The organism is Micromonospora sp. WMMC273, assembly GCF_027460285.1.
Lineage (GTDB): Bacteria > Actinomycetota > Actinomycetes > Mycobacteriales > Micromonosporaceae > Micromonospora > Micromonospora aurantiaca.
Window position 1 is genome coordinate 2,231,049 of record NZ_JAPZBE010000001.1, and the last position, 24,131, is coordinate 2,255,179.

Annotated in this window: 19 protein-coding genes and 2 riboswitches; of the genes, 7 read left to right on the forward strand and 12 right to left on the reverse strand. The window is 74.0% G+C overall.

Annotation, left to right across the window (positions count from 1 at the left end; translation table 11 throughout):
• Nucleotides 1–2: 2 nt before the first annotated feature.
• From O7611_RS10455 to O7611_RS10475, 5 genes are all read right to left on the reverse strand, one after another.
• Nucleotides 3–1,250, reverse strand: coding sequence for an alanine racemase (locus O7611_RS10455; RefSeq protein WP_269696694.1), 1,248 nt, complete (start codon nt 1,248–1,250; stop codon nt 3–5).
• Entirely contained in the window at nt 1,243–2,742 is a 1,500-nt protein-coding gene (locus O7611_RS10460) for a class I adenylate-forming enzyme family protein (protein WP_269696695.1), read from the reverse strand. Before O7611_RS10460 ends, O7611_RS10455 begins: the two co-directional genes overlap by 8 nt.
• Nucleotides 2,739–3,983 (reverse strand): acyl carrier protein, encoded by a 1,245-nt coding sequence (locus tag O7611_RS10465; protein WP_269696696.1) that lies wholly within the window; start codon nt 3,981–3,983, stop codon nt 2,739–2,741. Before O7611_RS10465 ends, O7611_RS10460 begins: the two co-directional genes overlap by 4 nt.
• 76 nt (nt 3,984–4,059) lie before the next feature.
• Nucleotides 4,060–5,274, reverse strand: a complete 1,215-nt coding sequence (locus O7611_RS10470) for an inositol-3-phosphate synthase (protein ID WP_269696697.1) — start codon at nt 5,272–5,274, stop codon at nt 4,060–4,062.
• 39 nt (nt 5,275–5,313) lie between these two features.
• Nucleotides 5,314–6,588 carry a DegT/DnrJ/EryC1/StrS family aminotransferase gene (locus O7611_RS10475; protein ID WP_269696698.1) on the reverse strand — a complete coding sequence of 425 codons (1,275 nt, stop codon included), beginning with the start codon at nt 6,586–6,588 and terminating at the stop codon, nt 5,314–5,316.
• Nucleotides 6,589–6,693: 105 nt separating this feature from the next.
• Between O7611_RS10475 and O7611_RS10480 the strand changes: the two genes are divergently transcribed.
• From O7611_RS10480 to O7611_RS10490, 3 genes are read left to right on the forward strand one after another with little or no spacing between them, the layout of a single operon-like run.
• Complete coding sequence (locus O7611_RS10480) at nt 6,694–7,830, forward strand: glycosyltransferase (RefSeq protein ID WP_269696699.1); 1,137 nt, start codon at nt 6,694–6,696, stop codon at nt 7,828–7,830.
• A 14-nt stretch (nt 7,831–7,844) separates the two neighbouring features.
• Nucleotides 7,845–9,284, forward strand: coding sequence for a condensation domain-containing protein (locus tag O7611_RS10485; protein ID WP_269696700.1), 1,440 nt, complete (start codon nt 7,845–7,847; stop codon nt 9,282–9,284).
• Nucleotides 9,285–9,322: 38 nt separating this feature from the next.
• Entirely contained in the window at nt 9,323–10,558 is a 1,236-nt protein-coding gene (locus O7611_RS10490) for an MFS transporter (RefSeq protein ID WP_194799949.1), read from the forward strand.
• Nucleotides 10,559–10,579: 21 nt separating this feature from the next.
• On the opposite strand, the gene O7611_RS10495 is transcribed toward O7611_RS10490, so the two are convergent.
• Both O7611_RS10495 and O7611_RS10500 read right to left on the reverse strand, forming a co-directional pair.
• Entirely contained in the window at nt 10,580–11,608 is a 1,029-nt protein-coding gene (locus O7611_RS10495) for a ribonucleotide-diphosphate reductase subunit beta (RefSeq protein WP_194799950.1), read from the reverse strand.
• Nucleotides 11,599–13,995 (reverse strand): ribonucleoside-diphosphate reductase subunit alpha, encoded by a 2,397-nt coding sequence (locus tag O7611_RS10500; RefSeq protein ID WP_442929337.1) that lies wholly within the window; start codon nt 13,993–13,995, stop codon nt 11,599–11,601. The genes O7611_RS10495 and O7611_RS10500 overlap by 10 nt, the downstream gene beginning before the upstream one ends.
• Nucleotides 13,996–14,109: 114 nt before the next feature.
• Nucleotides 14,110–14,324, reverse strand: a riboswitch (cobalamin riboswitch).
• A 119-nt stretch (nt 14,325–14,443) separates the two neighbouring features.
• Here O7611_RS10500 and O7611_RS10505 point away from each other — a divergent pair.
• Nucleotides 14,444–15,259: a PrsW family glutamic-type intramembrane protease gene (locus tag O7611_RS10505; RefSeq protein WP_269696701.1), complete on the forward strand. Its 816-nt coding sequence runs from the start codon at nt 14,444–14,446 to the stop codon at nt 15,257–15,259.
• A 40-nt stretch (nt 15,260–15,299) separates the two neighbouring features.
• Here the strand turns inward: O7611_RS10505 and O7611_RS10510 are convergent, their stop codons facing one another.
• The 3 genes from O7611_RS10510 to O7611_RS10520 form a co-directional block, all read right to left on the reverse strand.
• Nucleotides 15,300–15,923, reverse strand: coding sequence for a LysE family translocator (locus O7611_RS10510; protein ID WP_194799953.1), 624 nt, complete (start codon nt 15,921–15,923; stop codon nt 15,300–15,302).
• Between the two features lie 3 nt (nt 15,924–15,926).
• Complete coding sequence (locus tag O7611_RS10515; RefSeq protein ID WP_030268885.1) at nt 15,927–16,439, reverse strand: acyl-CoA thioesterase; 513 nt, start codon at nt 16,437–16,439, stop codon at nt 15,927–15,929.
• A gap of 131 nt (nt 16,440–16,570) precedes the next feature.
• A riboswitch (cobalamin riboswitch) is annotated at nt 16,571–16,777 on the reverse strand.
• A 30-nt stretch (nt 16,778–16,807) separates the two neighbouring features.
• On the reverse strand, nt 16,808–17,383 hold the full coding sequence (locus O7611_RS10520; protein WP_194799954.1) for a DM13 domain-containing protein: 576 nt from the start codon (nt 17,381–17,383) through the stop codon (nt 16,808–16,810).
• A gap of 101 nt (nt 17,384–17,484) precedes the next feature.
• Between O7611_RS10520 and O7611_RS10525 the strand changes: the two genes are divergently transcribed.
• Both O7611_RS10525 and O7611_RS10530 read left to right on the forward strand, forming a co-directional pair.
• A complete protein-coding gene (locus tag O7611_RS10525) occupies nt 17,485–18,183 on the forward strand; it encodes a response regulator transcription factor (protein WP_269696702.1) in 699 nt (232 codons plus the stop codon).
• On the forward strand, nt 18,180–19,208 hold the full coding sequence (locus O7611_RS10530) for a sensor histidine kinase (protein ID WP_370584899.1): 1,029 nt from the start codon (nt 18,180–18,182) through the stop codon (nt 19,206–19,208). Before O7611_RS10525 ends, O7611_RS10530 begins: the two co-directional genes overlap by 4 nt.
• Nucleotides 19,209–19,217: 9 nt before the next feature.
• Here O7611_RS10530 and O7611_RS10535 read toward each other — a convergent pair whose 3' ends face one another.
• Together O7611_RS10535 and O7611_RS10540 are read right to left on the reverse strand one after the other, a co-directional pair.
• Nucleotides 19,218–20,855, reverse strand: coding sequence for an ABC-F family ATP-binding cassette domain-containing protein (locus tag O7611_RS10535; protein ID WP_269696703.1), 1,638 nt, complete (start codon nt 20,853–20,855; stop codon nt 19,218–19,220).
• Between the two features lie 118 nt (nt 20,856–20,973).
• The gene (locus O7611_RS10540) at nt 20,974–23,124 is read right to left on the reverse strand and encodes a hypothetical protein (protein ID WP_269696704.1); all 2,151 of its coding nucleotides are present in this window, start codon (nt 23,122–23,124) and stop codon (nt 20,974–20,976) included.
• A gap of 81 nt (nt 23,125–23,205) precedes the next feature.
• Between O7611_RS10540 and O7611_RS10545 the strand changes: the two genes are divergently transcribed.
• Nucleotides 23,206–23,970: a thioesterase II family protein gene (locus O7611_RS10545; protein ID WP_269696705.1), complete on the forward strand. Its 765-nt coding sequence runs from the start codon at nt 23,206–23,208 to the stop codon at nt 23,968–23,970.
• The last annotated feature ends 161 nt before the right edge of the window (nt 23,971–24,131 follow it).

Consider the following 24,131-nt stretch of genomic DNA (forward strand, 5'->3'; position numbering starts at 1 on the left):
CGTCACCTTTCTTCTCGGGTTTCGGCAGTGGCGCCCGGCGCGTCGACCGGGTGCCGCGTCAGGGTCAGCCGGGACGTCTCGACGACGCGGTCGCCGTCGCAGACGACCTCGACCGGCGCCGGGTGGCCGAGGAAGGCCAGCAGGCTCGCCGAGAGCCCGTACGCCCCGACGTTCGGCACGGCCAGCACGTCGCCCGGCCGCACGTCGGGCAGGTTCGCGGCGCGGGCCCAGGTGTCCAGCGGCGTGCACAGCGGCCCGGCGACGATCGCGGCCTCCAGCGGCGCGCCGTCGCGGCCGTCGGCGGCGTGCAGGGCGGGTACGAGCGGCGGCAGCCGGCGCAGGCCGGACATCCCGCCGAGGTGGTTGATGCCGGACTCCAGCACCACCACCGGCGTACCCTGCGACCGCTTGACGTCCAGCACGCGCGTCAGCAGCGTGCCGGCGGTCGCGGTGAGGAACCGTCCGGACTCGAAGGCGACCGTCGGCGCCCCGTCGCGCCAGCCGGGGAAGAGCTCGTCCAGGGCCGCGGCGACCCGGTCGGCGAGGCCGGTCAGGTCCGCGTTGCGGCCGGGCCGGGCGAACGGCGCGCCGAAGCCGCCGCCGAGGTCGAGCAGGGTCAGGTCGATGCCGAGCAGGTCCCGCAGCCGCCGGGCGGTACACGCCGCCGCGGTGAACTGGGCCACCAGCGCGTCCACCGAGTCGACGTTGCTGCCGGTGTAGAGGTGGAATCCGCGTACCGGGGCCGACGGGCGGGAGCGGAACCGTTGCGGCTCCTGTTCGATCCAGTCGGCGTCGGCGCCGAACTGGGACGCGACGCCGGTCATGGTGAGCCCCTGACCCGGGTTGGGCACCCGGTCGTTGACCCGCAGCAGGCACCGCACTTCGACGCCGTGCGCGGTGGCGATCCGGTCGGCCTGGTCCAGGCCCTCGGGCGAGTCGACGGAGAACCAGCGGACACCGGCGCGCACCGCCTCGGCCACCTCGGCGTCGCGCTTGCCGGGTCCGGTGTAGAGCATGCGCTCGCCCGGCACACCGGCCCGTAGCGCCGCGGCCAGCTCGCCCGGCGAGCAGATCTCCGCGTCGCAGCCGGCGGTGTGCAGCGCCGCGACCAGCGCCGGGTGCGGGTTGGCCTTGAGCGAGTAGAACAGCCGGCTGGGCGCGGGCAGCGCGGCGACCAGGGTGGCGTGGCTGGCGCGTACCCGGGCCAGGTCGTAGCGGTACGCCGGGGTGTCGAACGGCAGGTCAGCCATCGTGCTCACCCGCCAGCCGGGCCAGCGCCCGCCGGTCCACCTTGCCGTTGCCGGTCAGTGGCAGGTCGGGCAGCACGACGCAGCGCGCCGGCACCTTCATCTCCTCCAGCTGTTCCCGCAGCCGGCGCAGCACGTCGGCGGGGGTCAGCGCGGCCACCACGAACAGCGTCGCGCCGTCGCGGCCGTCGGCCGGCGGCAGCACCCCGGCCGCGTCCACGCCGTCGACCCGGTACGCGGCGGCCTCCACCTCGGTGGCGCTGACCCGGGTGCCCTTCTCCTTGTAGACGTCGTCGCGGCGGCCGGCGAAGTGGACGTACCCGTCGGCGTCCACGTGACCGTGGTCGCCGGTGTGCAACTGCGGGAACAGCCCGTGGGCGCGGCGGAAGCGTTGCGCTGTCAGTTCGGGTCGCCGCCAGTAGCCGGCCATCACGTGCGGGCCGCGTACCACAAGCTCGCCGCGGACGCCCGGTGGCTGACGCCGCCCCTCGGCGTCCACAGTGAAGATCTCGGTGCCGGGCAGCGCGCGCCCGCAGGCGCCGGGCCGGCGCAGGTCGGCGTCGGGCGGCATGATCGCCGCGCGTTTGCACTCGGTGAGGCCGAACATCAGCTGGACGGCCAGGCCGGGCAGCAGCCGGCGCAGGCCGGCCAGCACCTCCGGCGGCATGGCGGCGCCGGTGTTTGTGAGCAGGCGCAGCGGCGGGCGCGGCGCGCCGGCCCGGCCGAGCAGCCGCAGCAGGTTGATCGCGAGCGACGGTACGCAGGGCAGCACCGTGGCGCCGGACTCGACGAGGGTCGCCAGCAGGCGGCCTCCGGTGTCCCCGGGATCACCGAGGCGCAGCCGGGCGCCGGCCACGGTGCTCAGGAAGATCTGGTAGAGGCCGTAGTCGAACGACGGCGGCAGCAGGACGTGCACCACGTCGTCGGGCCGGTAGCGCAGCTCCGACTGGATCGCCCGGACCGCGAACGTGACCTGGGCGTGCGTGGACACCACGGCCTTCGGCATGCCGGTGCTGCCGGAGGTGTAGATCAGGCAGACCGGGTCGACCGCGAGCGGGGCCGGGCCGGTGGGCGCGTCGCCGATCGCCGCGGCGGACGCGGCGTGCCGCGCCTCGGCCGCCCTGTGGACCGGGACGCCGCGGGCGCGGGACAGGCCGGTCAGGACCGGGTCGTCGGTGAGGACCAGGCCCGGTTCGGCGTCGTCGAGCACGTGGGCGAGGGCGACTTCGGGGGCCGGCGTCCGGAGGACGACGAAGACCGCGCCGGCCCGGGCGACCGCGTACAGCAGCGCCGGCAGGGTCGCGTCGGCGGGCAGCGCCACCAGCACCCGGTCGCCGCGCCGGACGCCCTGCCCGCGCAGCCAGCCGGCCAGGCGCAGGCTGTCGGCCCGGACCTGACGGTACGTGAACTCGACGGTCCCGTCCCCGGCGGCGGGCGCGTCGGGTCGCGTCTCGGCGGTGCGGTCCAGCAGGTCGTGCAGCAGTTCGGTACTCATCGGGCACCTCCGGTGGCGGCGCCGAACATGGCGCACAGGGAGCCGACGTCGCGCAGGTCGGCCGCGGACAGCGCGGTGGCCGGCACCTCGACGCCGAGCCGGCGTTCGACCCGGTCGATGACGTCGACCAGCCGGAACGAGTCGAAGCCGGGCAGTTCCCGGAGCACGTCGGTGGTGCGCAGGGCCGAGCCGTCCAGGTCCAGGGTGTCGCCGAGCGCGCCGAGCACCGCCGCGCGTACGCCGTCGTCACCGGCCCTCTCCGGCGCGGGCCGCGCGGTGTCGTCGCCGGTCGCGCCGGCCGGTCCGGCGATCGACTCCAGCGCGGCCAGGTGGTCGGCGATCAGCCCGCCGAGCGTGTCCGCCAGGTCCGGCGCGGCCGGCCGGCCCGCCTGGGCCCGCCGCAGTGCCACGTAGCTGCGCGTGGCGAGTTGCTGCCAGCGCGCGGCCTGCCCGGCCAGCGCGGCGGCGGCCTCCGGCGCGACCGCGGCGAGCCAGTGTTCGTGCAGGTCGCGGGCGCGGGCCAGCAGCCAGACGTCGAGGACGAAGCGGTGCAGCCCGGCCACCGTGTCCAGGGCGGCGCCGGTACGGGCCAGGTAGCCGTCGATCTCCGGACGGGCCCGGCCGGCCCGGGCGGCGTTGCCGGCGAGCATGGCCGGTACGTCGATCTCCGGGGCCGGGTGCGCCGTCACCGCCAGGGTGTGCGCGCCGCCGGCCAGCGCCGTGTCGAACGCGGCGGCGGGCAGCCGCCACACGCCGGGACGCGCAGGACCCCAGGCGGTGTCGTTGTGATACGCGTCGACCACTGTGACCTCGTCCGGCGCGGCGGCCGTGACGAGGAAGCTGTGCCGCATGTGCTCGTGCTCGTGGTACGGGCACCAGGGCAGGTCGTACGCGTCAGCGGTCACGTAGAGCGGCTGGCCCGGGGCGGACAGCCGGCGCACCTGCGGGCCGTCGAGCTGCATCCACCGGCCCTCCACCCGCAGGCCCAGCAGGTCGACCGCCTCGGCGGCCCGGTCGTCCGAGGTCGCCTCGACGGTGACCAGGCCGTCCTTGTCCCGGGTGTGGAACCCGAACCGGGCGCCGAGGGCGAGGTGGCTGCCGGACCCGTTCGCGTGGTCGGCCAGCAGGGCGAAGCTCGTCTGGAGACAGTCCAGCGCGGTCGCGTGCAGACCGGTCAGGATCGGTGTCCACACCGGATCCGTGCTCGGCCGGTCCGGCGCGTTCGGGACGTGGTGGGACATGGGGGACTCCTCGATGCGGATACGTGGGGCGGGGCCGCCGGCGCGGTGGGTGCCGCGCCGGCGGCCGGTACGAAGGTCAGCTGTCGGTGCGGCCGTCCAGCCCGTTGGCCCAGGTGGCGAGCGCCTGCGCCTGCTCGGCGAGCGCGTGCTCGTCGGTGCCGATCGGGTCCTTGAAGAAGAAACCCAGCTCCTCGATCGGGCCGACGTGCCCGGCCCGGTGCGCCGCGGCGGTCAGCCGGGCCAGGTCGAGCACCAGCGGGGCGGCCAGCGTGGAGTCCACTCCGCTCCAGGTCAGCTGCATGGACATCCGGACGCCGAGGAAGCCCTCGAACGAGACGTGGTCCCAGGCGGTCTTGTGGTCGCCCAGGTCCGGCACGTTGTCGATGTGCAGCGGGGCGGTGACGTCCTCACCGAGCAGCGCGGGCAGCACGCCCGACTTCGAGCTGAGCTTGCTGCGGGCGTTGCGCGGGTCCTCCAGCGTCGCGCCGTCACCGCCGCCGAGCAGGTTCACCCCGGCCCAGGAGAGCACGTGCAGGGCGCGGGAGGTGAACATCGGCGCCAGGGCGGTACGCAGCAGCGTCTCCCCGGTCTTGCCGTCGGAGCCGGCGAACGGCACGCGCTCCCGCTGTGCCATCATCTCCAGCGCGGGCAGCCGGGCCCCGGTGGACGGGGTGAAGTCGACGAAGCCGCAACCGGCCTGGAACGCCGCGTACGCGACCACCGAGCTGGCCGGCAGCGCCTTGTCGTCCGGGTCGGCCATGGCGCGGGTCAGCGCGTCCAGGTCGTCGTACTCGGGCCGGTGGTCGGCCGGCGGCTCGGTCGAGGAGACGTTGATGACGACGACCCGGGACAGCCCGTGGCGGCTGCGGAACTCCTCGATGTCGCCGGCCAGCCGATCGACCACCTCGGCCAGTGGCGCGGTCTCGGTACGCGCGTCGTACCCGGTGCGCAGGTTCTGCTCGACCTCGGGCAGGCTGCCGCGCACGGCGGCCAGCACCGGCGCCGGGATGACCCCGGAGTCGACGAGCGACTCGGCCTTCTTCTCCAGCGGCGTGTCGACGATGTCGTGCCCGCCGACCACCATGTCGTTCCAGCTCGCCAGCGGCGCGTCGCGCAGCATGCCGGTGTCGGTGACGCAGCCGGTCGAGTCGGCCATGCCGGCGCGCAGCGCCAGCAGACCGGTGATCGCGGTGGTGGCGACCGAACCGCGGGCGCCGTTGAGCCACACGCCGACGGGTGCGTCCGTGTCGGGGGACGAGGCGCGCGAGGTCTCGCGTTGGGTGACGGTCACGGGAAGACTCCTTCTCTGGGTGCGCCGGGACGGCGCGGTTCAGCGGGTGAGCACCTTGGTGACGGCGGCGGCGATGTCCTCCATGTCCTGTTCGGTGCCGAGGAAGGTGCTGTGGTGTGTCTGGACGGTGTGGGCGGCGAGCCACTCGGTGTTGGGGTACGTGCGCTCCCGGTGGATCGCCGCGAAGCGTTCGGCCAGCGGCGCGAGCAGCGGCTTCGTCCACGGCTGGAGCAGCCGGCTGCGGTGCAGCGGCTCGTCGGTGCAGTAGAACCGCCGGCCCAGTTCGGCGGTGAGCGCGGCGGCCACGGCGGCGTTGTCCATGCCGGCCGGCAGCTCGTCGAAGACGATCGTGCCCTCGTAGATCGAGATGCGCGTCTGGTCCGGCGCCGGTTGCAGCAGCCGTACCCCGTCGACGCCGGCCAGCAGCTCGCCGAGCAGCCGGTAGTTGTGGTTGCGCACGTCGTGCTGCTCGTCCAGGGTGGTCAGCTGGGCGCAGGCCACCGCGGCGGAGAACTCGTTCAGGCAGAAGTTGGCGCCCTGCACCCCGGCGCTCTCCTCCAGGTCCAGCTCGCCGGCCGGCGTCCGGTCGCCGCGGTAGCGGCGCGAGTCGGCCCGCAGCTCCTCGAGCACCGGCGCGAGCGTGTCGTCGTCGGTGACCACGGCCCCGCCCTCACCGCAGGTGAGCACCTTGCCGTGCTGGAAGCTGAAGCAGCCGAGCCGGCCGAGCGAGCCGGCCTGGCGGTCCTGCCAGGTGGCGCCGTGGGCCTGCGCGCAGTCCTCCACGACGGAGATGCCGCGCGGCCGGGTGACCGCGTCGAGCGCCGGCACGTCGGCCATGTTGGAGGCCCAGTGCACCGCGACCACGGCGCGCGGGTCCACCGACAGGTCGATGTGGTCCGGCCCGACGCAGCCGGTGTCGCGGTCGACGTCGACGAGCACCGGGACCAGGCCGGCGCGCAGCGCGGCGGTCGCGGAGGCGGTCCAGGTCAGCGCCGGTACGAGCACCGTCTCGCCGTAGCCGAGGCCGAGTGACTCCAGGGCCACGACGAGGGCGCTCGATCCGTGGTCGACCGGCACGCAGTGGCGGGTGCCGACGTAGCGGGCGAAGTCGGCGGCGAAGCGCCGCTCGTACAGGCCGGTGCCGCCGACGGACGGGCTGCTGATCGCCCACCGGCCGCCGGTCAGCACCGCGGAGAGGTTGCCGGCGGCGTCCGGCGCGGGGATCGGCCAGCGTGGCCACGGACGGTCGGGCGGGCGGACCGGCCGGCCACCGTCCACGGCGAGCCGCCGGTCGAGAGGAATGGAGGTCGTCATGTCCTCGACCTTGATGCCCATCGATACATCAGCGGTACACACGCGGTAGCCGGCCCGGCCGGCGCCGTGTATCGGCGTTGTATCCGGGTGGTCGAACCTCGGGACATGAGCCGATCCGCATCGCACGTGAGCGAACCGACCGAACCCCGCGCCGTCACGCGCGGCGTCTCCGTCGTCATCCCGGTCAAGGACCGGGTGGCGGAGATGCGCCGTCAACTGCGCAGCCTGCGTGACGCCGCCCCGAACTGCCCGGAACCGGTGGAGGTGGTGGTCGTCGACGACTCGGCGCCCGGCGCGGCCGCCGCGCACCGCGCCGCCTGCGCCGAGTACGGCGCCCGCTACGTGCGCGGCCCCCGGCACGTCGGCGCCAAACGGAACCTGGGCGTCCGGCACGCCCGGTACGACCTGCTGCTGTTCACCGACTCCGACTGCCGGGTGCCGGCCGACCTGATCACCCGGTACGCGGCCCGGCTGCGCGCCTCCGGCGAGGAGGTCGCCGGCGTCACCGGCCCGGTGATCGTCGAGCCCGGCGACAGCGCGTTCTTCCGCGTGATGCGCCGCTCCTACCTGCTGCTCGGCGACCTGACCCGGCCGCTGCACTACGAGCGCGTGTCCTGGGGCGCCGGGGCGAACATGGCGGTGAAGCGCTCCGTCTTCGAGGCGGTCGGCGGATTCCCGGAGGACTCCCCGATGCCGCTGGGCGGCGAGGACCTGCACCTCGGGCTGCTGCTCACCGACGCCGGCTACGTGCTGCTCACCGACCCGGCCGGGGTGATCACCCACGACACCGGCGTCGCCGACACGTTCCGCGCTGTCGCCTACCGGTTCACCACGTACGGGCGCTCCGAGCAGTGGCTCTGCCTCGCCCACCCGCACCGGCGCAGGTTCGTGCTCAACACCGCCAGCACGCTCGCCGTGACCGCGCTGGCCGGGATGCTGACCGCCCGGCGCAGCGGTGGGCGCAGCCTGCTCGCGGTGCCGGCCGTCGCGGCCGCAATGATCGCCGCGAAGACACCCGGCCGGCTCGGCGGCGACCGGGGACCGCGCGCGGTGGCCGAGTCGATGGCCTGCGCGGCGATCGAGACGCTCTTCGACGGGGCCGCGTTCGTCACGTCGCTCCGGCTCGGCCGCCCCGACCTGCTCTTCACCGGCTTCCGCGCGCCGGACGAGGCCGACTACCAGCCGTACGGGGCGGACCACCGGCCGGTCGCGCCGGTGGCCGTGCCGCCGGTGGCGGTCTGACGGAGGGAGTGGTGGTGCCGACGACGTACCCGCTGGCCCCCGGCCAGCAGATGATGTGGGAGTTCATGACCGCGCTCGACCCGGGCCACCCCGGCGCCTCACGGCTCGTGGTGGTGGAGTTCCGCCGGCTGCGGGGCACCCTGCGGGTCGACGTGCTGCGGCAGGCGATGCAGGACGTGGTGGACCGGCACGACGCGCTGCGGATGCGGTTCGACCGCATCGGCGTGCAGCCCGAGGTGCGGATCCTGCCGCACGTCGAGTCGCCGCTGGAGTACGTCGACCTGTCCGGCCTGCCGCCGGCCGAGCAGCAGGCCCGCGTCGAGCGGATCGCGTACGCGCACCGCAACGACGCGTTCGACCCCGGCCGGGCGCCGCTGTGGCGGGCCGCCCTGGTCCGGCTCTCCGAGACCGAGCACGTGCTCGCGCTCTGCTTCTTCCACATGGTCTCCGACGGCTGGTCGTGCCGCGTCGTGGTGGAGGACCTGTGCCACGCGTACGCGGCCCGGCTCGGCGCGGCCGATCCGCAGCCGCCGCTGGGCGTGGATCCCACCGCGCTCGCCGCGCTCCAGGAGGCGGAGCAGGCCGGCAACGGCGTCGACGCCGCCGCCCGGGCCGCGTACTGGCGGGACCGGCTGCGGCCGGTGGAGCCGTACCAGCTCTTCCCGGCGTCGCCGCCGGCGCCGGACGTCGCGCTCAGCGCCGAGGTGGCCACCCGTTTCGCGTTCCCGCCGGAGGTCACCGCGCGGCTGCGTCCGGCCGCCCGGCGGGCCCGCACCAGCCCGTACGTGCTGCTGCTCGCCGCGTACCTGGTGCTGCTGTCGCGGCGGGCCGGCCGGTCCCGGGTGGTGCTGGGCACCACCACGCTGGGCCGGGAGAGCCCGCTGTCCCGGCAGCTCGTCGGTCAGTTCACGAACAACGTCTACCTGCCGGTCGACGTCGCGGCGGACGCGCCGATGAGCGCGGTGGTAGGCGCCGCGCACACCTCGCTGGCCGAGGCCGTCGCGCACGCCACCGCGTTCCACCGGCTGGCCCGGGCGGTCCGCCCCGACTTCGCGGCGATCCGTCCCTGGCCGGACAACCACCTGTTCGACGCCTGGTTCCAGTCCGCCGCGTCGGCGTCGCCGGTGCTGCACTGCCCGGGGCTGCGGGTGGAGCCGGTCGACATCACCGCCCGGCCCGCGCCCGGCACGCCGCCGCCGGTGGTCGCCGCCGACGTGCCGCCCGAGTGCCTGCCCGTCTGGGTCAAGCGGGGTTCGCCGATCGTCGTGGTGGACGACGACCGGGCCGGCGGCGTGGTGATCCGCAACCGGGGCGTCTTCGGCGACGACCTGGTACGCGGCCTGATCGACGACTACGTCGCGGTGGTCTCGGCGCTCGTCACCGACCCGGGAACCACCCCGGAGCGGGTGCGCCTTCCTGACGGTGCGTGCTTCCTCGACCACGCGATCGGGTAGGAGTCCCGACGGACCGATCGGAGAGAGGTACGACGACCATGACGGACACCTCGACGAACCAGCACACGGCGGAGCAGCCCGCGCCGCCGGTGCCACGCTCGGCCGTACGGGCCCGCTGGTCGGTGGCGCTGCTCTTCGTCATCATGGGCCTGGCCATCGGCGGGTGGTCGGCCCGCGTACCGGAGGTGCGGGACGCGGTAGGCGTCGGCAACACCGGCTGGGGCCTGGCGAACATCGCCACGAACGCCGGGGAGCTGGTCTCCCTGGTCGTGGTGGCGGTGCTGATCAGCCGGATCAACACCCGCCGGCTGGCGCTGGCCGGGGCCGCGCTGATCCTGCTCAACGCGCCGCTGCTGGCCGCGTCCACCACAGTGGTGGCGCTGGTCGGCGGTCTGGCGGTCTGGGGCTTCGCGGCGAACCTGCTGGCCACGCCGATGAACGCCCAGTCGGTAGAGGTGCAGAAGCGCTACGGGCGGCCGATCCTGTCCACGTTCCACGCCGGCTTCAGCATCGGCATGCTGGCCGGTGGTCTCTGCGGCACCGGCGCCGCGGCGATCGGGATGTCCCCGTCGGCGCAGATGGCCGTCACCAGCGTCCTGCTGGGCGCGCTGCTGGTCGGCACGCACCGCTGGCTGCCCGATACGCCCCGGCAGGAGACGAAGGACGGCGAGGACCGGCGCCGGCTGCGCGACCGGTTCACCCCGCAGCTGCTGCTGCTCGCGGTGATCGCGTTCCTCGCCTCGTTCATCGAGATGGCCGGCGCACAGTGGAGCGCGCTGTACGCGACCGAGGTGGCGGGCGCCGCCGCGGTGCTCGCCGCGGCCACGTACACCTGCCTGTCGCTCGCCGCGACCGTCGCCCGGCTGGTCGGTGACCGGCTGGCCGGCCGGTTCGGGCGGATCCGCTTCGTGCGGCTGTCCGCGCTCGTCGCCACAGTGGGTGTGGCGCTGCCGGTGGCGTACCCCCATCCGGCCGCGGTGATGGCCGGCTTCGGACTGCTCGGCTTCGGCCTGGCGTGCGTGACCCCGACGGTGCTCGGCTTCGCCGGCGAGCAGCCGGGCCTCACCTCCGGTGAGGGCGTCTCGGTGGTGGCGATGGGCCAGTGGCCGGGTGCGTTGCTCGCGGCGCCGGTGATCGGCCTGCTCGCCGGTGCCCTGAACCTGCGCAGCGCGTTCGTGGTGGTGGCCGTGATGGCGATCGCCGTGGTGGCGTTGATCGGACGGGTCCGGGCGACGGCGCTGCCCGGTGAGAGCCCGGTCCCGCCCCGGCCGTGACGGCCGGGGCGGGGGCGGCGGTCAGAAGTCGTCGTCGAAGGTGACCGACCCGGTCACCCCGACCTGGTACGCCGACACCCGGCGTTCGAAGAAGTTGGACAGCTCCTGCACGTCCTGCAACTCCATGAACGTGAACGGGTTGCCGCTGCCGTACATCGGGGCGATGCCGAGCACGGCGAGGCGCCGGTCGGCCACGTGCTGGAGGTACTCGCGCATGTCCGCCGGCGACATCCCGGGCACGCCCTGCCCGAGCAGGTCGTCGGCGAAGCTCACCTCGCACTCCACCGCCTCGGCCAGCATCTCCTTCACCTGCTTCTCCATCTCGTCGTCGAACAGGTCCGGTTCCTCGGCGCGTACGGTCTCCACCACGTCGAAGGCGAACGCCATGTGCATCGACTCGTCCCGGAACACCCAGTTGGTGCCGGAGGCCAGCCCGTTGAGCAGGCCCCGGGAGCGCAGGAAGTAGACGTAGGCGAACGCGCCGTAGAAGAACAGGCCCTCGATGCACGCGGCGAAGCAGATCAGGTTGAGCAGGAACGCCCGCCGGTCCGCCCGGGTCCGCAGTTCCCGCAGCTCGAAGACGGAGTCGATCCACCGGAAGCAGAACTCGGCCTTGCGGGCGATCGACGGGATGTTCTCCACCGCCGCGAACGCGGCGAACCGTTCCTTCTCGTCCGGCACGTACGTGTCCAGCAGGTTCAGGTAGAACTGGACGTGCACCGCCTCCTCGAACAGCTGCCGGGACAGGTAGAGCCGGCCCTCGGGGGAGTTGACGTGCTGGTAGAGGTTGAGCACCAGGTTGTTGGCGACGATGGTGTCGCCGGTCGCGAAGAACGCCACCAGCCGCGACACCAGGTGCCGTTCGGCGGGGGACAGCTTCGCCAGGTCGGCGAGGTCCGAGTGCAGGTCCACCTCCTCGACCGTCCAGGTGTTCTTGATCGCGTCCTTGAACCGGTCGAAGAAGCGCGGGTAGCGCATCGGTCGCAGGGTCAGGTCCATGCCGGGGTCGAGCAGCATGTGCCGGGTCGGTGCGGTGGTGGTCACTGGCATGCCTCGCAGCTCTCGGGGTTCTCCAGGGAACAGGCCAGCGCCTCGTCGTCGCTCACGGAGGAGACCACGCCGGAGACCGGGGCGAGCGCCGGCGCGACGGTGGCCTGCTGGATGCGGGTGGCGGGACGGGAACGCAGGTAGTAGGTGGTCTTCAGCCCGGCCTTCCAGGCGTACAGGTACATCGAGGACAACTTGCCGATGGTCGGCGCGCTCAGGAACAGGTTCAGCGACTGGGACTGGTCGACGAACGGCGCCCGCGCGGCGGCCAGGTCGATCAGCGCCCGCTGCGGCAGCTCCCAGGCGGTGCGGAACAGCTCCCGCACCGGCGCGGGCAGCTCGGCGATGTCCTGCACCGAGCCCTCGGCCCGCTTGATCCGGTCGCGGACCTGCGGCGTCCACAGCCCGCGCGCCTTCAGCTCCCGCACCAGGTACGTGTTGACCTGGAGGAACTCCCCGGACATGGTCTCGCGCTTGAACAGGTTGGACACCTGCGGCTCCACGCACTCGTAGCAGCCGGCGATGGAGGCGATGGTGGCGGTCGGCGCGATCGCCACCAGCAGCGAGTTGCGCAGCCCGTGTGCGGCGATCCGCTCGCGCAGCGCCGCCCACCGTCCGGCCTGCGCCGGCTCCGCGCCCCACAGGTCCGGGTGCAGGTCACCCTTCGCGGCCCGGGTCTGCGGGTACGCCGGATGCGGCCCGAACCGCTCGGCCAGCCCGGCGGAGGTCTCCAGCGCGGTCAGCAGGATCTCCTCCTGCACCCGGGTGGACAGTTCCTTCGCCTCGGCGGAGTCGAACGGCAGGCGCAGCGTGAAGAACGCGTCCTGCAGGCCCATCAGCCCGAGCCCGACCGGCCGCCAGCGCGGGTTGGACGCCGCCGCCTGCTCGGCCGGGTAGTAGTTGATGTCGATCACCCGGTCGAGGAACACCACAGCGGTGCGTACCGTGGCGCGCAGCCGCTCCCAGTCCACCCCGTCGGCGCTGACGTGTGCGCCGAGGTTCACCGAGCCGAGGTTGCACACCGCGGTCTCGGTGTCGTCGTTGACCTCCAGGATCTCCGTGCACAGGTTGGACAGGTGGATCACGTTGCCCGGCTCACCGGTCTGGTTGGACAGCCGGTTCGCGGCGTCCTTGAACGTCATCCAGCCGTTTCCGGTCTGCGCGAGCGTGCGCATCATCCGCCCGTACAGGTCCCGGGCCTTCACCGTGCGCACCGCGTTCTTCTCGGCCGCCCGGTACGCGGCGTCGAACGCCTCGCCGTACAGGTCGGGCAGCTCCGGGGCGTCCGACGGGTCGACGAGCGACCACTCGCCGTCGGCCTCGACCCGCCGCATGAACTCGTCCGGGATCCAGTTGGCGAGGTTGAGGTTGTGCGTCCGCCGGGACTCCTCGCCGGTGTTGTCCCGCAGTTCCAGGAACTCCTCCACGTCCGGGTGCCACGGCTCCAGATAGACGCAGGCCGCGCCCTTGCGCCGGCCGCCCTGGTTGACCGCTGCCACCCCGGCGTCGAGCGTCTTGAGGAACGGCACGATGCCGTTGGACCGGCCGTTCGTGCCCCGGATCAGCGCGCCCCGGCCGCGCACCCGCGACCAGGCGATGCCGATGCCGCCGGAGAACTTCGACAGCTTCGCCACCTGGTGGTACCGCTCGTAGATCGAGTCCAGCTCGTCGCGCGGCGAGTCGACCAGGAAGCACGACGACATCTGGGTGTGCCGGGTGCCGGAGTTGAACAGCGTGGGGGAGCTGGGCAGGTACGCGAGGCTGGACATCAGCCGGTAGAAGCCGACCGCCTCGCCGGGGGTGCGGGACAGCCCGCAGGCCACCCGCAGCAGCCAGTACTGCGGCGTCTCCACCACCAGCCGCGACTGCGGGTGCCGCAGCAGGTAGCGGTCGGCCACCGTGCGCAGTCCGAAGTACTCGAACCGCCTGTCGGCGTCCGGGTCCACGGCGTCGTCGAGCTTGCGGGCGTGCCGGGCCACGAACGCGGCCGTCTCGTCGCCGATCAGGCCCAGCCCGTGCGCGTACGCGATCGACTGGCTGAAGCTCGCCACGCCCTGACCGCGGACCTCCTTGTCCACGTACGCGGCCAGCAGCCTTGCTGCCAGCTTCGAGTACTGCGGCTCCTCGCCGATCAGCTCCGCCGCGGTCTGGATCGACAACCGGTCCAGCTCGGCGGTCGTCGCCCCGTCGTAGAGCCCGCTGATCGTCTTGGTGGCCACCCGCAGCGGGTCCACCTCGTCCAGGTCGGCGACCCAGCGCTCGACCGCCCGGACGATCTTGCCGACGTCCACCGGCTCGGTGTCGCCGTCCCGCTTGCGTACCCGCATCGCCGGCCGGCGGGCCTCGGACCCGCCGGTGGCGGACGGGGGACTCTCCTGCACGACAGTCATGACCTCTCCTCGCTGTCACCGTCTGGAGACGGCGGGAGACGCCAACGGGCACGGCGCGGCCGGCCCGGCTGCTGGCGTCGGTCGTCCCGCGCGACCTCCGGCCGCCGTACGCGGAGGCGTACGGCGCGCTGGCAGGTCTTCGGACTCGCGGGCCCGACCGGGGTCGCCGGTCGCCTACCGGCCGTCGCTTCCCAGGCCGGTGGCCCAGTGCTGTTGACGGCTGTCGTTCCCACTCACCGCTGCGGGGCAGTCCCGGATTCCCACCGGGTTCCCTCTTGCCTCGGCCCCGCCCCGGAGGGCTCGGCCGAACCAGCTGCGGCACCACCATATATGGCGGTGAGGGCTTGTGTGCAACACCAGATGTCGTGTCGGCGTGTCGGAATGATCTCACTGTCCACAGTGCCTACCCCCGATTCCGGCGCGACCCGGCGGGCGCGATACTCGGCGTATGGGGAATACCGGGCGCCGCTGGGCGTGGGTGGCGGTCCTGTTCGTCGGCGTCGGGCTTCACCTGCTGGTGCTGGAGACACTGGCCGGCACCGGGACCGTCACGTTCGTACCGGCGCTGATCGTGCTCGGCGCGTGCGTCGCGCCCGCCACGTTCCTGGCCTTCGCCCAGGGACGGCCGGCCCGCCGCCCGGTCCCCGGCTCCGTCGTCGGCGTCGCCGCGCTCCTCGGCGGCGTGGTCGGCGTGGTCGCCGCCGGCTGGCTGGAGTACGGCACGCTGCACCGCCTCGGCGTCCTGCCGATGGCGCTCGTCGGCCTGGCCGAGGAGACCGCCAAGCTGATCGTGCCGGCCGGCATCCTGCTGCTGTGGCGGCGGCACCCGTCCCCGGCGCAGGGCCTGGTGATCGGCGTGGCCTCCGGCGCCGGGTTCGCCGCGCTGGAGACCGTGGGGTACGCGTTCGCCGTCTTCGTCGGGTCGGAGGGCAACCTCGGCGCGGTCGAGCGGACGCTGCTGGTGCGCGGTCTCACCGCGCCCGCCGCGCACCTGGCCTGGACCGGGCTGACCGCCGCCGCGCTGTTCACGTTCGCCGCCGCGCCCGGCGGCCGGAGACTGGCGGCATTCCTGCTCACCTTCGCCGCCGCCGTCACGCTGCACACCTGCTGGGACACGTTCGGCACCCAGCCCGCGTACGTGTTCATCGGCGCCGTGTCGCTGGGCTGGGTGTTGCTGCGCCTGCACCTGGACCGCGAGCGGCCGCCCGCGTCCGGGACGCCGGTCGTGCCGGCATCCCGGGAGACGGCAGCGCGTGCCGGCTGAGCCGGGCGGCCGGCCCTCCGGCTCCGCGCCGCCCGGCACGTCAGCCGACGGCCAGCCGGACGCCGAGCGCGACGAAGGCGACAGCGCAGAGCCGGTCGACGCGCCGCGACCAGCGGCTGTCGCCCCACCGCCCGGCGAACCGGCCGGCGCCCACGCCGAGCGCCAGGTCCACGGCGAGCTGCACCGCGACGAACAGCGCCCCGAGCAGCACCAGCTGCGCCGCCACCGGGCCCGCCTCGGGCCGGACGAACTGCGGCAGGAACGCCACACTGAACAGGATCATCTTCGGGTTGAGCAGGTTCGTCAGCAGCCCGCGCCGGAACGCCCGCCCGGCGCCGCCGTCCGGGCGGTCCGCCGGGGCTCCGGGCCGGCCGGTGCCGCGCAGCGCCCGCAGGCCCAGCACGATGAGGTACGCCGCACCGGCCCACCGGATCGCGGTGAACAGCACCGGGGACGCGGCGATCAACGTGGCGAGCCCGGCCACCACGGCGGCGACGTGCACCGCTTCCCCGGCGGCGACCCCGAGCGCGGCCACCGCGCCCGCCCGCGGGCCGTACCGGGTGGCGTTCGCGAGCACGAACATCATGTCCGGCCCCGGGGTGAGCATGAGCACCACGATCGCGGCCAGGTAACCGGCGAGCGTGGCCGCCGACAGTCCGAGCACCGCTCAGCCCTCCCCGGCGCCGTCGAGCAGCGCCCGGCGCAGCGCCAGCCGGTGCTCGCGCCGGATCTGCGCCTCCCGGTAGCGCCGCCGGTCACCGTCGGTCTCGGCGTGCAGCGGCGGCACCGGCCGGGGCTGCCCGTCGTCGTCGACCGCCACCATCACCAGGTGCGCGGTCGCCACGTCCACCGGCGGCACCGCGCGGTCCCACCGGTCCGCGCTGACCTTCACCGCCACCTCCATCGAGCTGCGGCCGGCCCAGGTGATCCGGGCGTCCACGTGCACCACGTCCCCGACGCGTACCGCACGCAGGAACGCGGTCTCGTCGATGGCGGCGGTGACGGCCGGGCCGTCGGAATGGCGGGCGGCGACCACACCGGCGACCGAGTCGATCAGGTTCAGGATGCGCCCGCCGTGGACCGTGCCCATCAGGTTGGTGTGGTGCTGGTCCATGATCTGCGACAGGGTCAGGTGCGAGGCCGACGGTGGTCGGCCGGTGAGCGTGATGGTGTCGGGCACTGTGCGGTTCCGTCCTCGCAGAAGCGGACCGCCGACCGGCCGGGGTGTGCACGTCGAGGACCCGCCGACGGCCCTGCGTACGACGTGTCACCCGCCCGACCCACCCGCGAGGTCGACGGCGGCGCGCACCGGTGGTACGCGCGACGCGGGCAGGTCTTCGGACTCGCGGGCGTGACACGAGGTCGCCTACCGGCCGTCGCTTCCCAGGCCGTGGCCCAGTGCTGTTGACGGCTGTCGTTCCCACTCACCGCTGCGGGGCAGTCCCGGACTTCCACCGGGTTCCCTCTTACGACACCCGGCCGTCGCCGACCGGGTGAACCAGCGCTTCCCGCAGCGTAGCCCAGCGCCCGAGGCCGGCGGCACAGGCGTCAGGCCGGCGCCGATCCCGTCACAGCGGCAAGCGGCGCCGCGCCGAACGACACCGCGAACCGCTTGCACCAGATCGACACGCTGCGCAGGCCGTCCAGGTCCACCGACGCCGGGATGTCGTACGCCTGATCGCCGATGTTGCCCTTGAGCCGGCCCAGCTCGACCCAGCGGCCGTCGTCGAACACCTGCCAGCCGGCCCGGCCGGGCAGCACCTTCCGGTCGGTGAGCCACACCCGCAGGTCGGGCCCGTCCGAGGTGTCCAGTCCGCGCAGGAGCAGCTGACGGCGGCCGTCGGCGAGACGGACCAGCTGCGCCCGGCCGGACGTGTCGTGCTCGTGGGTGACGAAGTCACCGGCGGCGAGCACCACGTCGGCGGGCGGTGCGCCGGTCGGCGACGGGCCGGCCGCCGGTGAGCCGGTCGTGCCGGCCGGCTGCGGCTCCGCCACAGTGGGCAGCGCCTCGCGTACCTCGCGGTCGGTCACCAGCCGCCACGGCTGGAACAGGTACAGGCTCACCCCGAGGCCGGTGACGGCCGCGACGGCGAGCACCGACAACACCACACGTCTTCTGCCCATGCTCCGACGGTAGGCGCGGACCCGGCGGAAAGATCTTTCCGTCCGCTTACGGCTCGACCGCGGGCCGCCGCGCCGGGACGCCGATGGGTAGCGTCTGGCGCATGGGGCGCTACGTGCTCGTCGTCGACGACGACCGGACGGTGAGCGACGTCGTCCGGCGCTATCTGGAGCAGGACGGTTGCCGGGTCCGGCTGTCCTTCGACGGGCCGGACGCGCTCGCCGCGGCCGAGGAGGAGCCGCCCGACCTGGTGGTCCTCGACCTGATGATGCCGGGTCTCGACGGCATCGAGGTGTGCCGGCGGCTGCGGCGCCGGCTGCCCGGCCTGCCGGTCGTCATGCTCACCGCGCTCGGGGACGAGGCCGACCGGGTCGCCGGGCTGGAGGTCGGCGCGGACGACTACGTGACCAAGCCGTTCTCGCCGCGCGAACTGGTGCTGCGCATCAGGTCGGTGCTCCGGCGCGCGGCCCCGCAGGACCGGGGACCGGCAGGGACGCTGCGCGACGGCGACCTCACCGCGGACACCGGCCGCCGCGTCGCGGAGCGCGGCGGGCAGCAGCTGTCGCTGACCGTACGGGAGTTCGACCTGCTCGCGTTCCTGCTGGCGAACCCGGGACGCGCCTGGTCACGGGCCGAGCTGCTGGACCGCGTGTGGGGCTGGCGGTTCGGCGACCAGTCCACAGTCACCGTTCACGTCCGGCGGCTGCGGGAAAAGATCGAGGACCACCCGGCGCAGCCGCGCCGCATCGTCACCGTGTGGGGCGTCGGTTACCGGTACGAGCCGTCGGAGGCGTCCCGGTGAACGAACTGATGGTCATCGGGCTCTACGCCCTGCTCGCCGGCGCTGCCGTCGGCGCGCTCGGCGTCGGCGCGTTGCGGCTGGTGCGCCACCGGTCGATCCTCGCGCACATCGCGGTGCTGCTCGCGGTCACCATCGCCTCGGTGACGGCGGGCGTCACCGCCGTCGCCCAGGCCATGTTCCTGTCCGCGCACGACCTCCAGGTCGTCCTCGTCACTGTCGCGGCGTCCGCGGCGCTCAGCCTGGCCGTCGGGGTGGCGTTCGCCCGCCGCCTCGCCCAGGCGGCGGTCTGGGCCGACCAGGCCCGGCAGCGGGAGCGGCAGCTGGAGGCCGGCCGCCGCGAGCTTGTCGCATGGGTCTCCCATGATCTGCGTACGCCGCTGGCCGGGCTGCGGGCGATGGCGGAGGCGCTGGAGGACCGGGTGGTCGAGGAGCCGGCGGCGGTGGCCGAGTACCACCGCCGGATCCGGGTCGAGACGGACCGGATGACACGCCTGGTCGACGACCTGTTCGAGCTGTCCCGGATCACCGCCGGAGCGCTGCGGCCCGCGCTGTCCCCGGTGCCGCTCGGCGACGTGGTCTCCGACGCGATCGCCGCCACCGCGCCGCTGGCCGCCGACCGGCGGGTCCGGGTGCTCGCCCCGGAGACCGGCTGGCCGACCGTCCGTGCCGCCGAGGCCGAACTCGCCCGCGTCGTGACGAACCTGCTCGTCAACTCGGTGCGGTACACGCCACCGGACGGCACTGTGCGCATCGACGCCGGGCGGGACGACGACGACGCGTGGCTCGCCGTCTCCGACACCTGCGGCGGCATTCCCGAGGCGGACCTGCCCCGGGTGTTCGACGTGGCGTTCCGGGGCACCCGCGCCCGTACCCCCGCACCGGCCGGCGCCGACGAGTCGGCGCCGGCCGGCGGCGGGCTGGGTCTGGCGATCGTGCGCGGACTGGTCGAGGCGCACGGCGGGCGGGTGCACGCGCACAACGTGACCGGCGGGTGCCGGTTCGTGGTCCGCCTGCCGGCGGTCTGACCGGGCCGGTCAGGCGGCGTCCGGGGGACCGGTCTCCACCAGGCGTCCGTCCGCCAGGCGCAGCCAGCGGCCCACGTCGATCGCGGCGAGGAACCGCTCGTCGTGGCTGACCACCAGCAACGCGCCCCGGTAGGCGTGCAGCGCGCTCTCCAACTGGCCGACGCTGACCAGGTCGAGGTTGTTCGTCGGCTCGTCGAGCAGCAGGAGCTGCGGGGCCGGTTCGGCGCCCAGCACGCACGCGAGTGTGGCGCGCAGCCGCTCCCCGCCGGAGAGCACACCGACCGGAAGGTGCGCGCGCGGGCCGCGGAACAGGAAGCGGGCGAGCAGGTTCATCCGCTGCGCGTCCGGGGCCTGCGGCGCGAACGCGGCCAGGTTCTCCGCCACGGTACGGTCCAGATCCAGCAGGTCCAGCCGCTGCGACAGGTACGCGATCCGGCCGTCCGCGCGGGTGATCCGGCCGCTCTCCGGCTCCAGGTCGCCGTCGATCAGCCGCAGCAGCGTCGACTTGCCCGCGCCGTTGTCGCCGAGCAGGGCGATCCGTTCCGGACCACGGATCGTCAGGTCGACCCCGTCGGCGGCGAACAGCGACCGCTCGCCGTGCCGGACCTGCACCCCTTCGGCGCTCAGCAGCGTGCGTCCGGCCGGGACGGTGGTGGCGGGCAGCTCCACCGTGATCGTCTTCTCGTTGCGCAGCGCCCGCTCGGCCTCGTCGAGGCGCGCCCGGGCGTCGTCGACCCGCCCGGAGTGCATCTCGTTCGCCTTGCCCGCTGCCACCTGCGCGTCCCGCTTCAGGCCGCCGGCGACGATCCTCGCCAGACCCGCGTTCTTCAGGTTCCGGGAGGCGTTGCCGGCTCGCCGGGCCGCCCGCTCGCGGGCCTCCTGCAACTCCCGCTTCTCCCGCTTGAGGTCCTGTTCGGCGCTGCGGACGTTCTTCTCCGCCACCTCCTGCGCGGCCCGTACGGCCGCCTCGTACGAGGTGAAGTCGCCGCCGTGGAAGCGCATCTCACCGCGATCGAGTTCGGCGATGCGGTCCATCCGGTCCAGCAGCGCCCGGTCGTGACTGACCAGCAGCAGGCAGCCGTGCCACTGTTCCAGCACGTCGTAGAGCCGGTGCCGGGCGCCCAGGTCGAGGTTGTTCGTGGGTTCGTCGAGCAGCAGCACGTCGGGCTGCTTGAGCAGTTGCGCCGCCAGCCCGAGGGAGACCACCTGCCCGCCGCTGAGCGTGCCCAGGCGCCTGTCGAAGGCGAGGTCGCCGAGGCCGAGCCGGTCGAGTTGCGCGCGGGTGCGCTCCTCGACGTCCCAGTCGGCGCCGATCGTGGTGAAGTGCTTCTCGTCGGCGTCGCCGGCCTCGATGGCGTGCAGCGCCGCGATCAGCGGGGCGATCTCCAGGACCTCGGCCACTGTCAGGTCGGCGGCCAGCGGCAGGCTCTGCGGGAGGTAGCCCAGCACGCCGTCGACGGTCACCGACCCGGCGGCCGGGCGGTACTCGCCGGCGATCAGCTTGAGCAGCGTGCTCTTGCCGGCGCCGTTCGGCGCGACCAGACCGGTCCGGCCGCCGCCGAGGGTGAAGGAGAGGTTCTGGAAGACCGGGGTGTCGTCCGGCCAGGAGAAGCTCAGGTTGGAGCAGACGATGAAGGAATCGGACATCGGGAAGACGACCTCGACGATGAGGGCGGGCGGACCTCAGCCGCCCGGCGGGGGACACGGTCTCGGGGTACGACGGAACGACCACGGCGCTCGCCTGCGGTCGGTCACATGTCCGGTCTCACCCGGAGATGTCGTCGTCACCCGCCATGTCTGGTCTCCCTGCCTGCCTGATCGCCACTGGATCACTCCGGTCCACCGTAGCACCGGCGGTGGTCGCCAGGCGGTCCTGGAGACGGGCGTGCCGGAACTGGTAGACCGGCCCCACCGTGCGCAGCACCGACCGGCGGTGCGCGTCGTCGAGGAATCGGAGCAGCCGCAGCGGCGCCACCCCGGTACGGCGCAGCTCGACCATGACGAGCAGGGCGCGCCAGGTCTGCGAGGACGTCACGCCGAGCAGGAAGCCGCCGACGATGCCACAGGCGATGCCACCTTCCGCCGATCCGGCGAGCCGCCCCACCAGGCCACCCAGGACGCCGAGCACGGACCCGAGCCAGAGGCCGCCGCCCACCGCGGACCACAGGTCCCGCCGCCAGGACAGCCGCGACGACACCGGGTCGTCCTCGTCCGCCGACCCGGCCATCGCCAGGTACACGCCCAGGGAGAGGCAACCGAGGAAACCGGTCGCGGTGAAGGCGAGGAAGACCGGGAAGGCCCGGCCGGACCCGATGCCTGTGACGTCGGCGCACGCGGCGACGAGGAGCCCGAAGAAGCCCAGGAACAACGCACCGGTGAGCCCGGCGCCGAGCACGTTCTCCATCCGCTGACGGCTGATCACCCGGCTCCACCTGATCCGGCGGAGCCGCAGTGGACGCCGGCCGATCAGCACGTCCCGGGAGAGCTTGGCGGTGAATGTGAGCACCAGCCCGAACGCCAGCCCGGCCAGGACGCCGAACGCCGGGCCGGCGAGCAACCCCGCGCTCAGTCCGGCGCCGAGGCCGGTGACGAGCACCGTCGAGACCGCGTACAGGTCCCAGGAGGTGAACGACGCCAGGTGCCACCACACCAGATCGCGGCTGCCCACCCGGTTCATCAGGTGGGCGAGGTGACCGAGCCAGCGCGCCGCCTGCGCAGCCGTGTAGCGCGGCTCCGGTACGCCGGGCTGGACGGCGTACGCCGCGGGGAGCACCCGGTCGAGCAGGGCGTCCTCCACCGCCTCCCGGCTGTGGTAGCGGTCGAGCAGCTCCGCGGCATCGTCGTCGGTGGTCACCGTGTCCCGGAACAGGCTCAGCATCAGCGGGCTGCGCAGCGCCTGCGCGACGGGACCGTCCGGCCGGTCGCGCACCTCGTCCACCAGCCGTTGCCATCCCGGCGGCAACGGCTGGGTCCGGCTCCTGGTGACGTACGCGGCGATGTCCGCGCCGGTCAGCGGCTCCAGCTCCAGGGCGGCGGCGCCGGAGAGGTGCCGGGCGGCGGCCACCGCCTCCACCAGCTCGCGGCTGCGGGTCGTCACCACCAGCCGGAACGTGGTCTGGACGTCGAGCGCGCGCAGGGCGACCGGTCGCAGCTCCGGCGGCAGTTCGTCCAGCCCGTCCAGGAAGAGGGCCACGTGCCCGCCCGTGACGAGCCGGCGGGCCGGTTCGAGCCCGCCGAGGACATCGTGATCGGCGGCCAGCCGGGCGGCCAGCCAGTCGGCGACCGGTTGCCGGCGCGGATCCCAGCCGGACACGGTCAGCAGCACCGGCACGGGTACCCGTGCGCGTTCCTGCTGCGGCAGGCGCTGCCGGTGCTCCAGCGCGTCGATCAGCAGCAGGACGACCGCTGCCGACTTGCCCGCACCGGGCCCGCCGAGCAGCAGGAGGCGGCCGGAGCCCAGGCCCGCGTACACCCGGAACAGGTCGTGCAGGTCGCCGTGGGCGAGGTCGGCCGCCCGCACCGGCGGGACGGCCGGCAGGGGCGGGAACCGGACCAGGTCGCCCTCGGTCGCGGCGGCGTCCACCGGCCCGGTGACCGGCCGGTCCGACCACCGCCAGTGGACCCGGATCGGAACCGGCGCCCACAGCCCGCGTTCGGTCGCCGCGCGGCTCCACTGCGCGAGGACGGCGGCGGCCAGCTCGTCGGCCGCCCGCTGCGCCGCGGGGCCGGGGTGGCGTGCACCCCGGTGGTTGCGCCGCCACAGCCAGCCCAGGATCGGCCCGCCGGCCGCCAGGACGGCGAGGACCGACTGCAGCAGGGTGAGCTGCCGGTCGGTGGCGTTCGGCAGCCAGGCGACCGACGCGCCGAGCCCGGCCGCGACGAGCATCGCCAGCACCGACCAGACCCCCCGCCGCATCCCGGTAGTGTGCCAGCCGGCTGGCTGTCCACACAGGCCCGTTCGCCGAGCCGGGAGTGTTCCGGCCCTATGCTCCTGGCCATGTCCCAGGTGACTGCGAGCCGCTGGTTCGGGCCGGCCGGATCCACGGCCGGTGACGCCCAGGTGTTCGTCTTCCCGTACGCCGGTGGCGTCGCCGCCTCCTTCGCGCAGTGGCGGGACCTGGCCGCGCCGGAGCTGTCGGTGCAGGTCGCGCTGATGCCGGGCCGGGGCGCCCGGCTGCACGAGCCACCCGTGGGCGACCTCGCGGAGCTGGTGGACGCGCTGGCCACAGCCGTCGCCGAGCGGGCGTCCGGGCCGTACCTGCTGTTCGGCCACAGCCTGGGGGCGCTGGTGGCGTTCGAGGTGACCCGGGAGCTGCGCCGCCGGGGCGCGCCCGCGCCGCTGGCGATGCTGGTCGGCGGCGCGGAGGCGCCGCAGACCCGGCTGGTACGGCGGCGCGTGCACGACCTCGACGACGCCGGTCTGATCGACGCGCTGCACGACTTCGGGGCCACGCCGGCCGCGCTGCTGGCCGATCGCGACCTGATGGAGCTGATCCTGCCCGGGGTACGGGCGGACTTCGCGCTGTCCGAGCGGTACGCCTACCGCCAGGGGCCGCCGCTGGAGGTGCCGGTGCACGTGCTGCTCGGCGACCGGGACGAGCACGTGGACCCGGGCCGGGCCGCGGGGTGGGCGCGGGAATGCGTCACCGAGCCGCAGTGGCACGTGTTTCCCGGCGGGCATTTCTTCCTTACCGACCATCTGCCGGAAATCATCGACCTAATGCGACACATCGTCGCCAGTCACACCCCTGTGGCGGAATAGGCGACAAAGAACGGGTAAGGACTCGTACCCGTACCGGACCTTCCGCAATGTCCGGTATTCGACCTGGTGAACGGCCGAGAAGCGGTGTTAAAGTCTGCCATCCGTTCGCCGAAGGGACGTCGCTGACGAGGCGGCATACTGTCGCGTGCGCCGAGGTGTCC

Bases quoted from the DNA above. Each gene is read 5' to 3' on its own strand.
- O7611_RS10540 (WP_269696704.1), bottom strand. From the start codon at position 23,124: ATGCGGCGGGGGGTCTGGTCGGTGCTGGCGATGCTCGTCGCGGCCGGG.
- O7611_RS10490 (WP_194799949.1), top strand. From the start codon at position 9,323: ATGACGGACACCTCGACGAACCAGCACACGGCGGAGCAGCCCGCGCCG.
- O7611_RS10460 (WP_269696695.1), bottom strand. From the start codon at position 2,742: ATGAGTACCGAACTGCTGCACGACCTGCTGGACCGCACCGCCGAGACG.
- O7611_RS10525 (WP_269696702.1), top strand. From the start codon at position 17,485: ATGGGGCGCTACGTGCTCGTCGTCGACGACGACCGGACGGTGAGCGAC.
- O7611_RS10520 (WP_194799954.1), bottom strand. From the start codon at position 17,383: ATGGGCAGAAGACGTGTGGTGTTGTCGGTGCTCGCCGTCGCGGCCGTC.
- O7611_RS10465 (WP_269696696.1), bottom strand. From the start codon at position 3,983: ATGTCCCACCACGTCCCGAACGCGCCGGACCGGCCGAGCACGGATCCG.
- O7611_RS10475 (WP_269696698.1), bottom strand. From the start codon at position 6,588: ATGACGACCTCCATTCCTCTCGACCGGCGGCTCGCCGTGGACGGTGGC.
- O7611_RS10480 (WP_269696699.1), top strand. From the start codon at position 6,694: ATGAGCCGATCCGCATCGCACGTGAGCGAACCGACCGAACCCCGCGCC.
- O7611_RS10500 (WP_442929337.1), bottom strand. From the start codon at position 13,995: ATGACTGTCGTGCAGGAGAGTCCCCCGTCCGCCACCGGCGGGTCCGAG.
- O7611_RS10505 (WP_269696701.1), top strand. From the start codon at position 14,444: ATGGGGAATACCGGGCGCCGCTGGGCGTGGGTGGCGGTCCTGTTCGTC.
- O7611_RS10495 (WP_194799950.1), bottom strand. From the start codon at position 11,608: ATGCCAGTGACCACCACCGCACCGACCCGGCACATGCTGCTCGACCCC.
- O7611_RS10545 (WP_269696705.1), top strand. From the start codon at position 23,206: ATGTCCCAGGTGACTGCGAGCCGCTGGTTCGGGCCGGCCGGATCCACG.
- O7611_RS10455 (WP_269696694.1), bottom strand. From the start codon at position 1,250: ATGGCTGACCTGCCGTTCGACACCCCGGCGTACCGCTACGACCTGGCC.
- O7611_RS10535 (WP_269696703.1), bottom strand. From the start codon at position 20,855: ATGTCCGATTCCTTCATCGTCTGCTCCAACCTGAGCTTCTCCTGGCCG.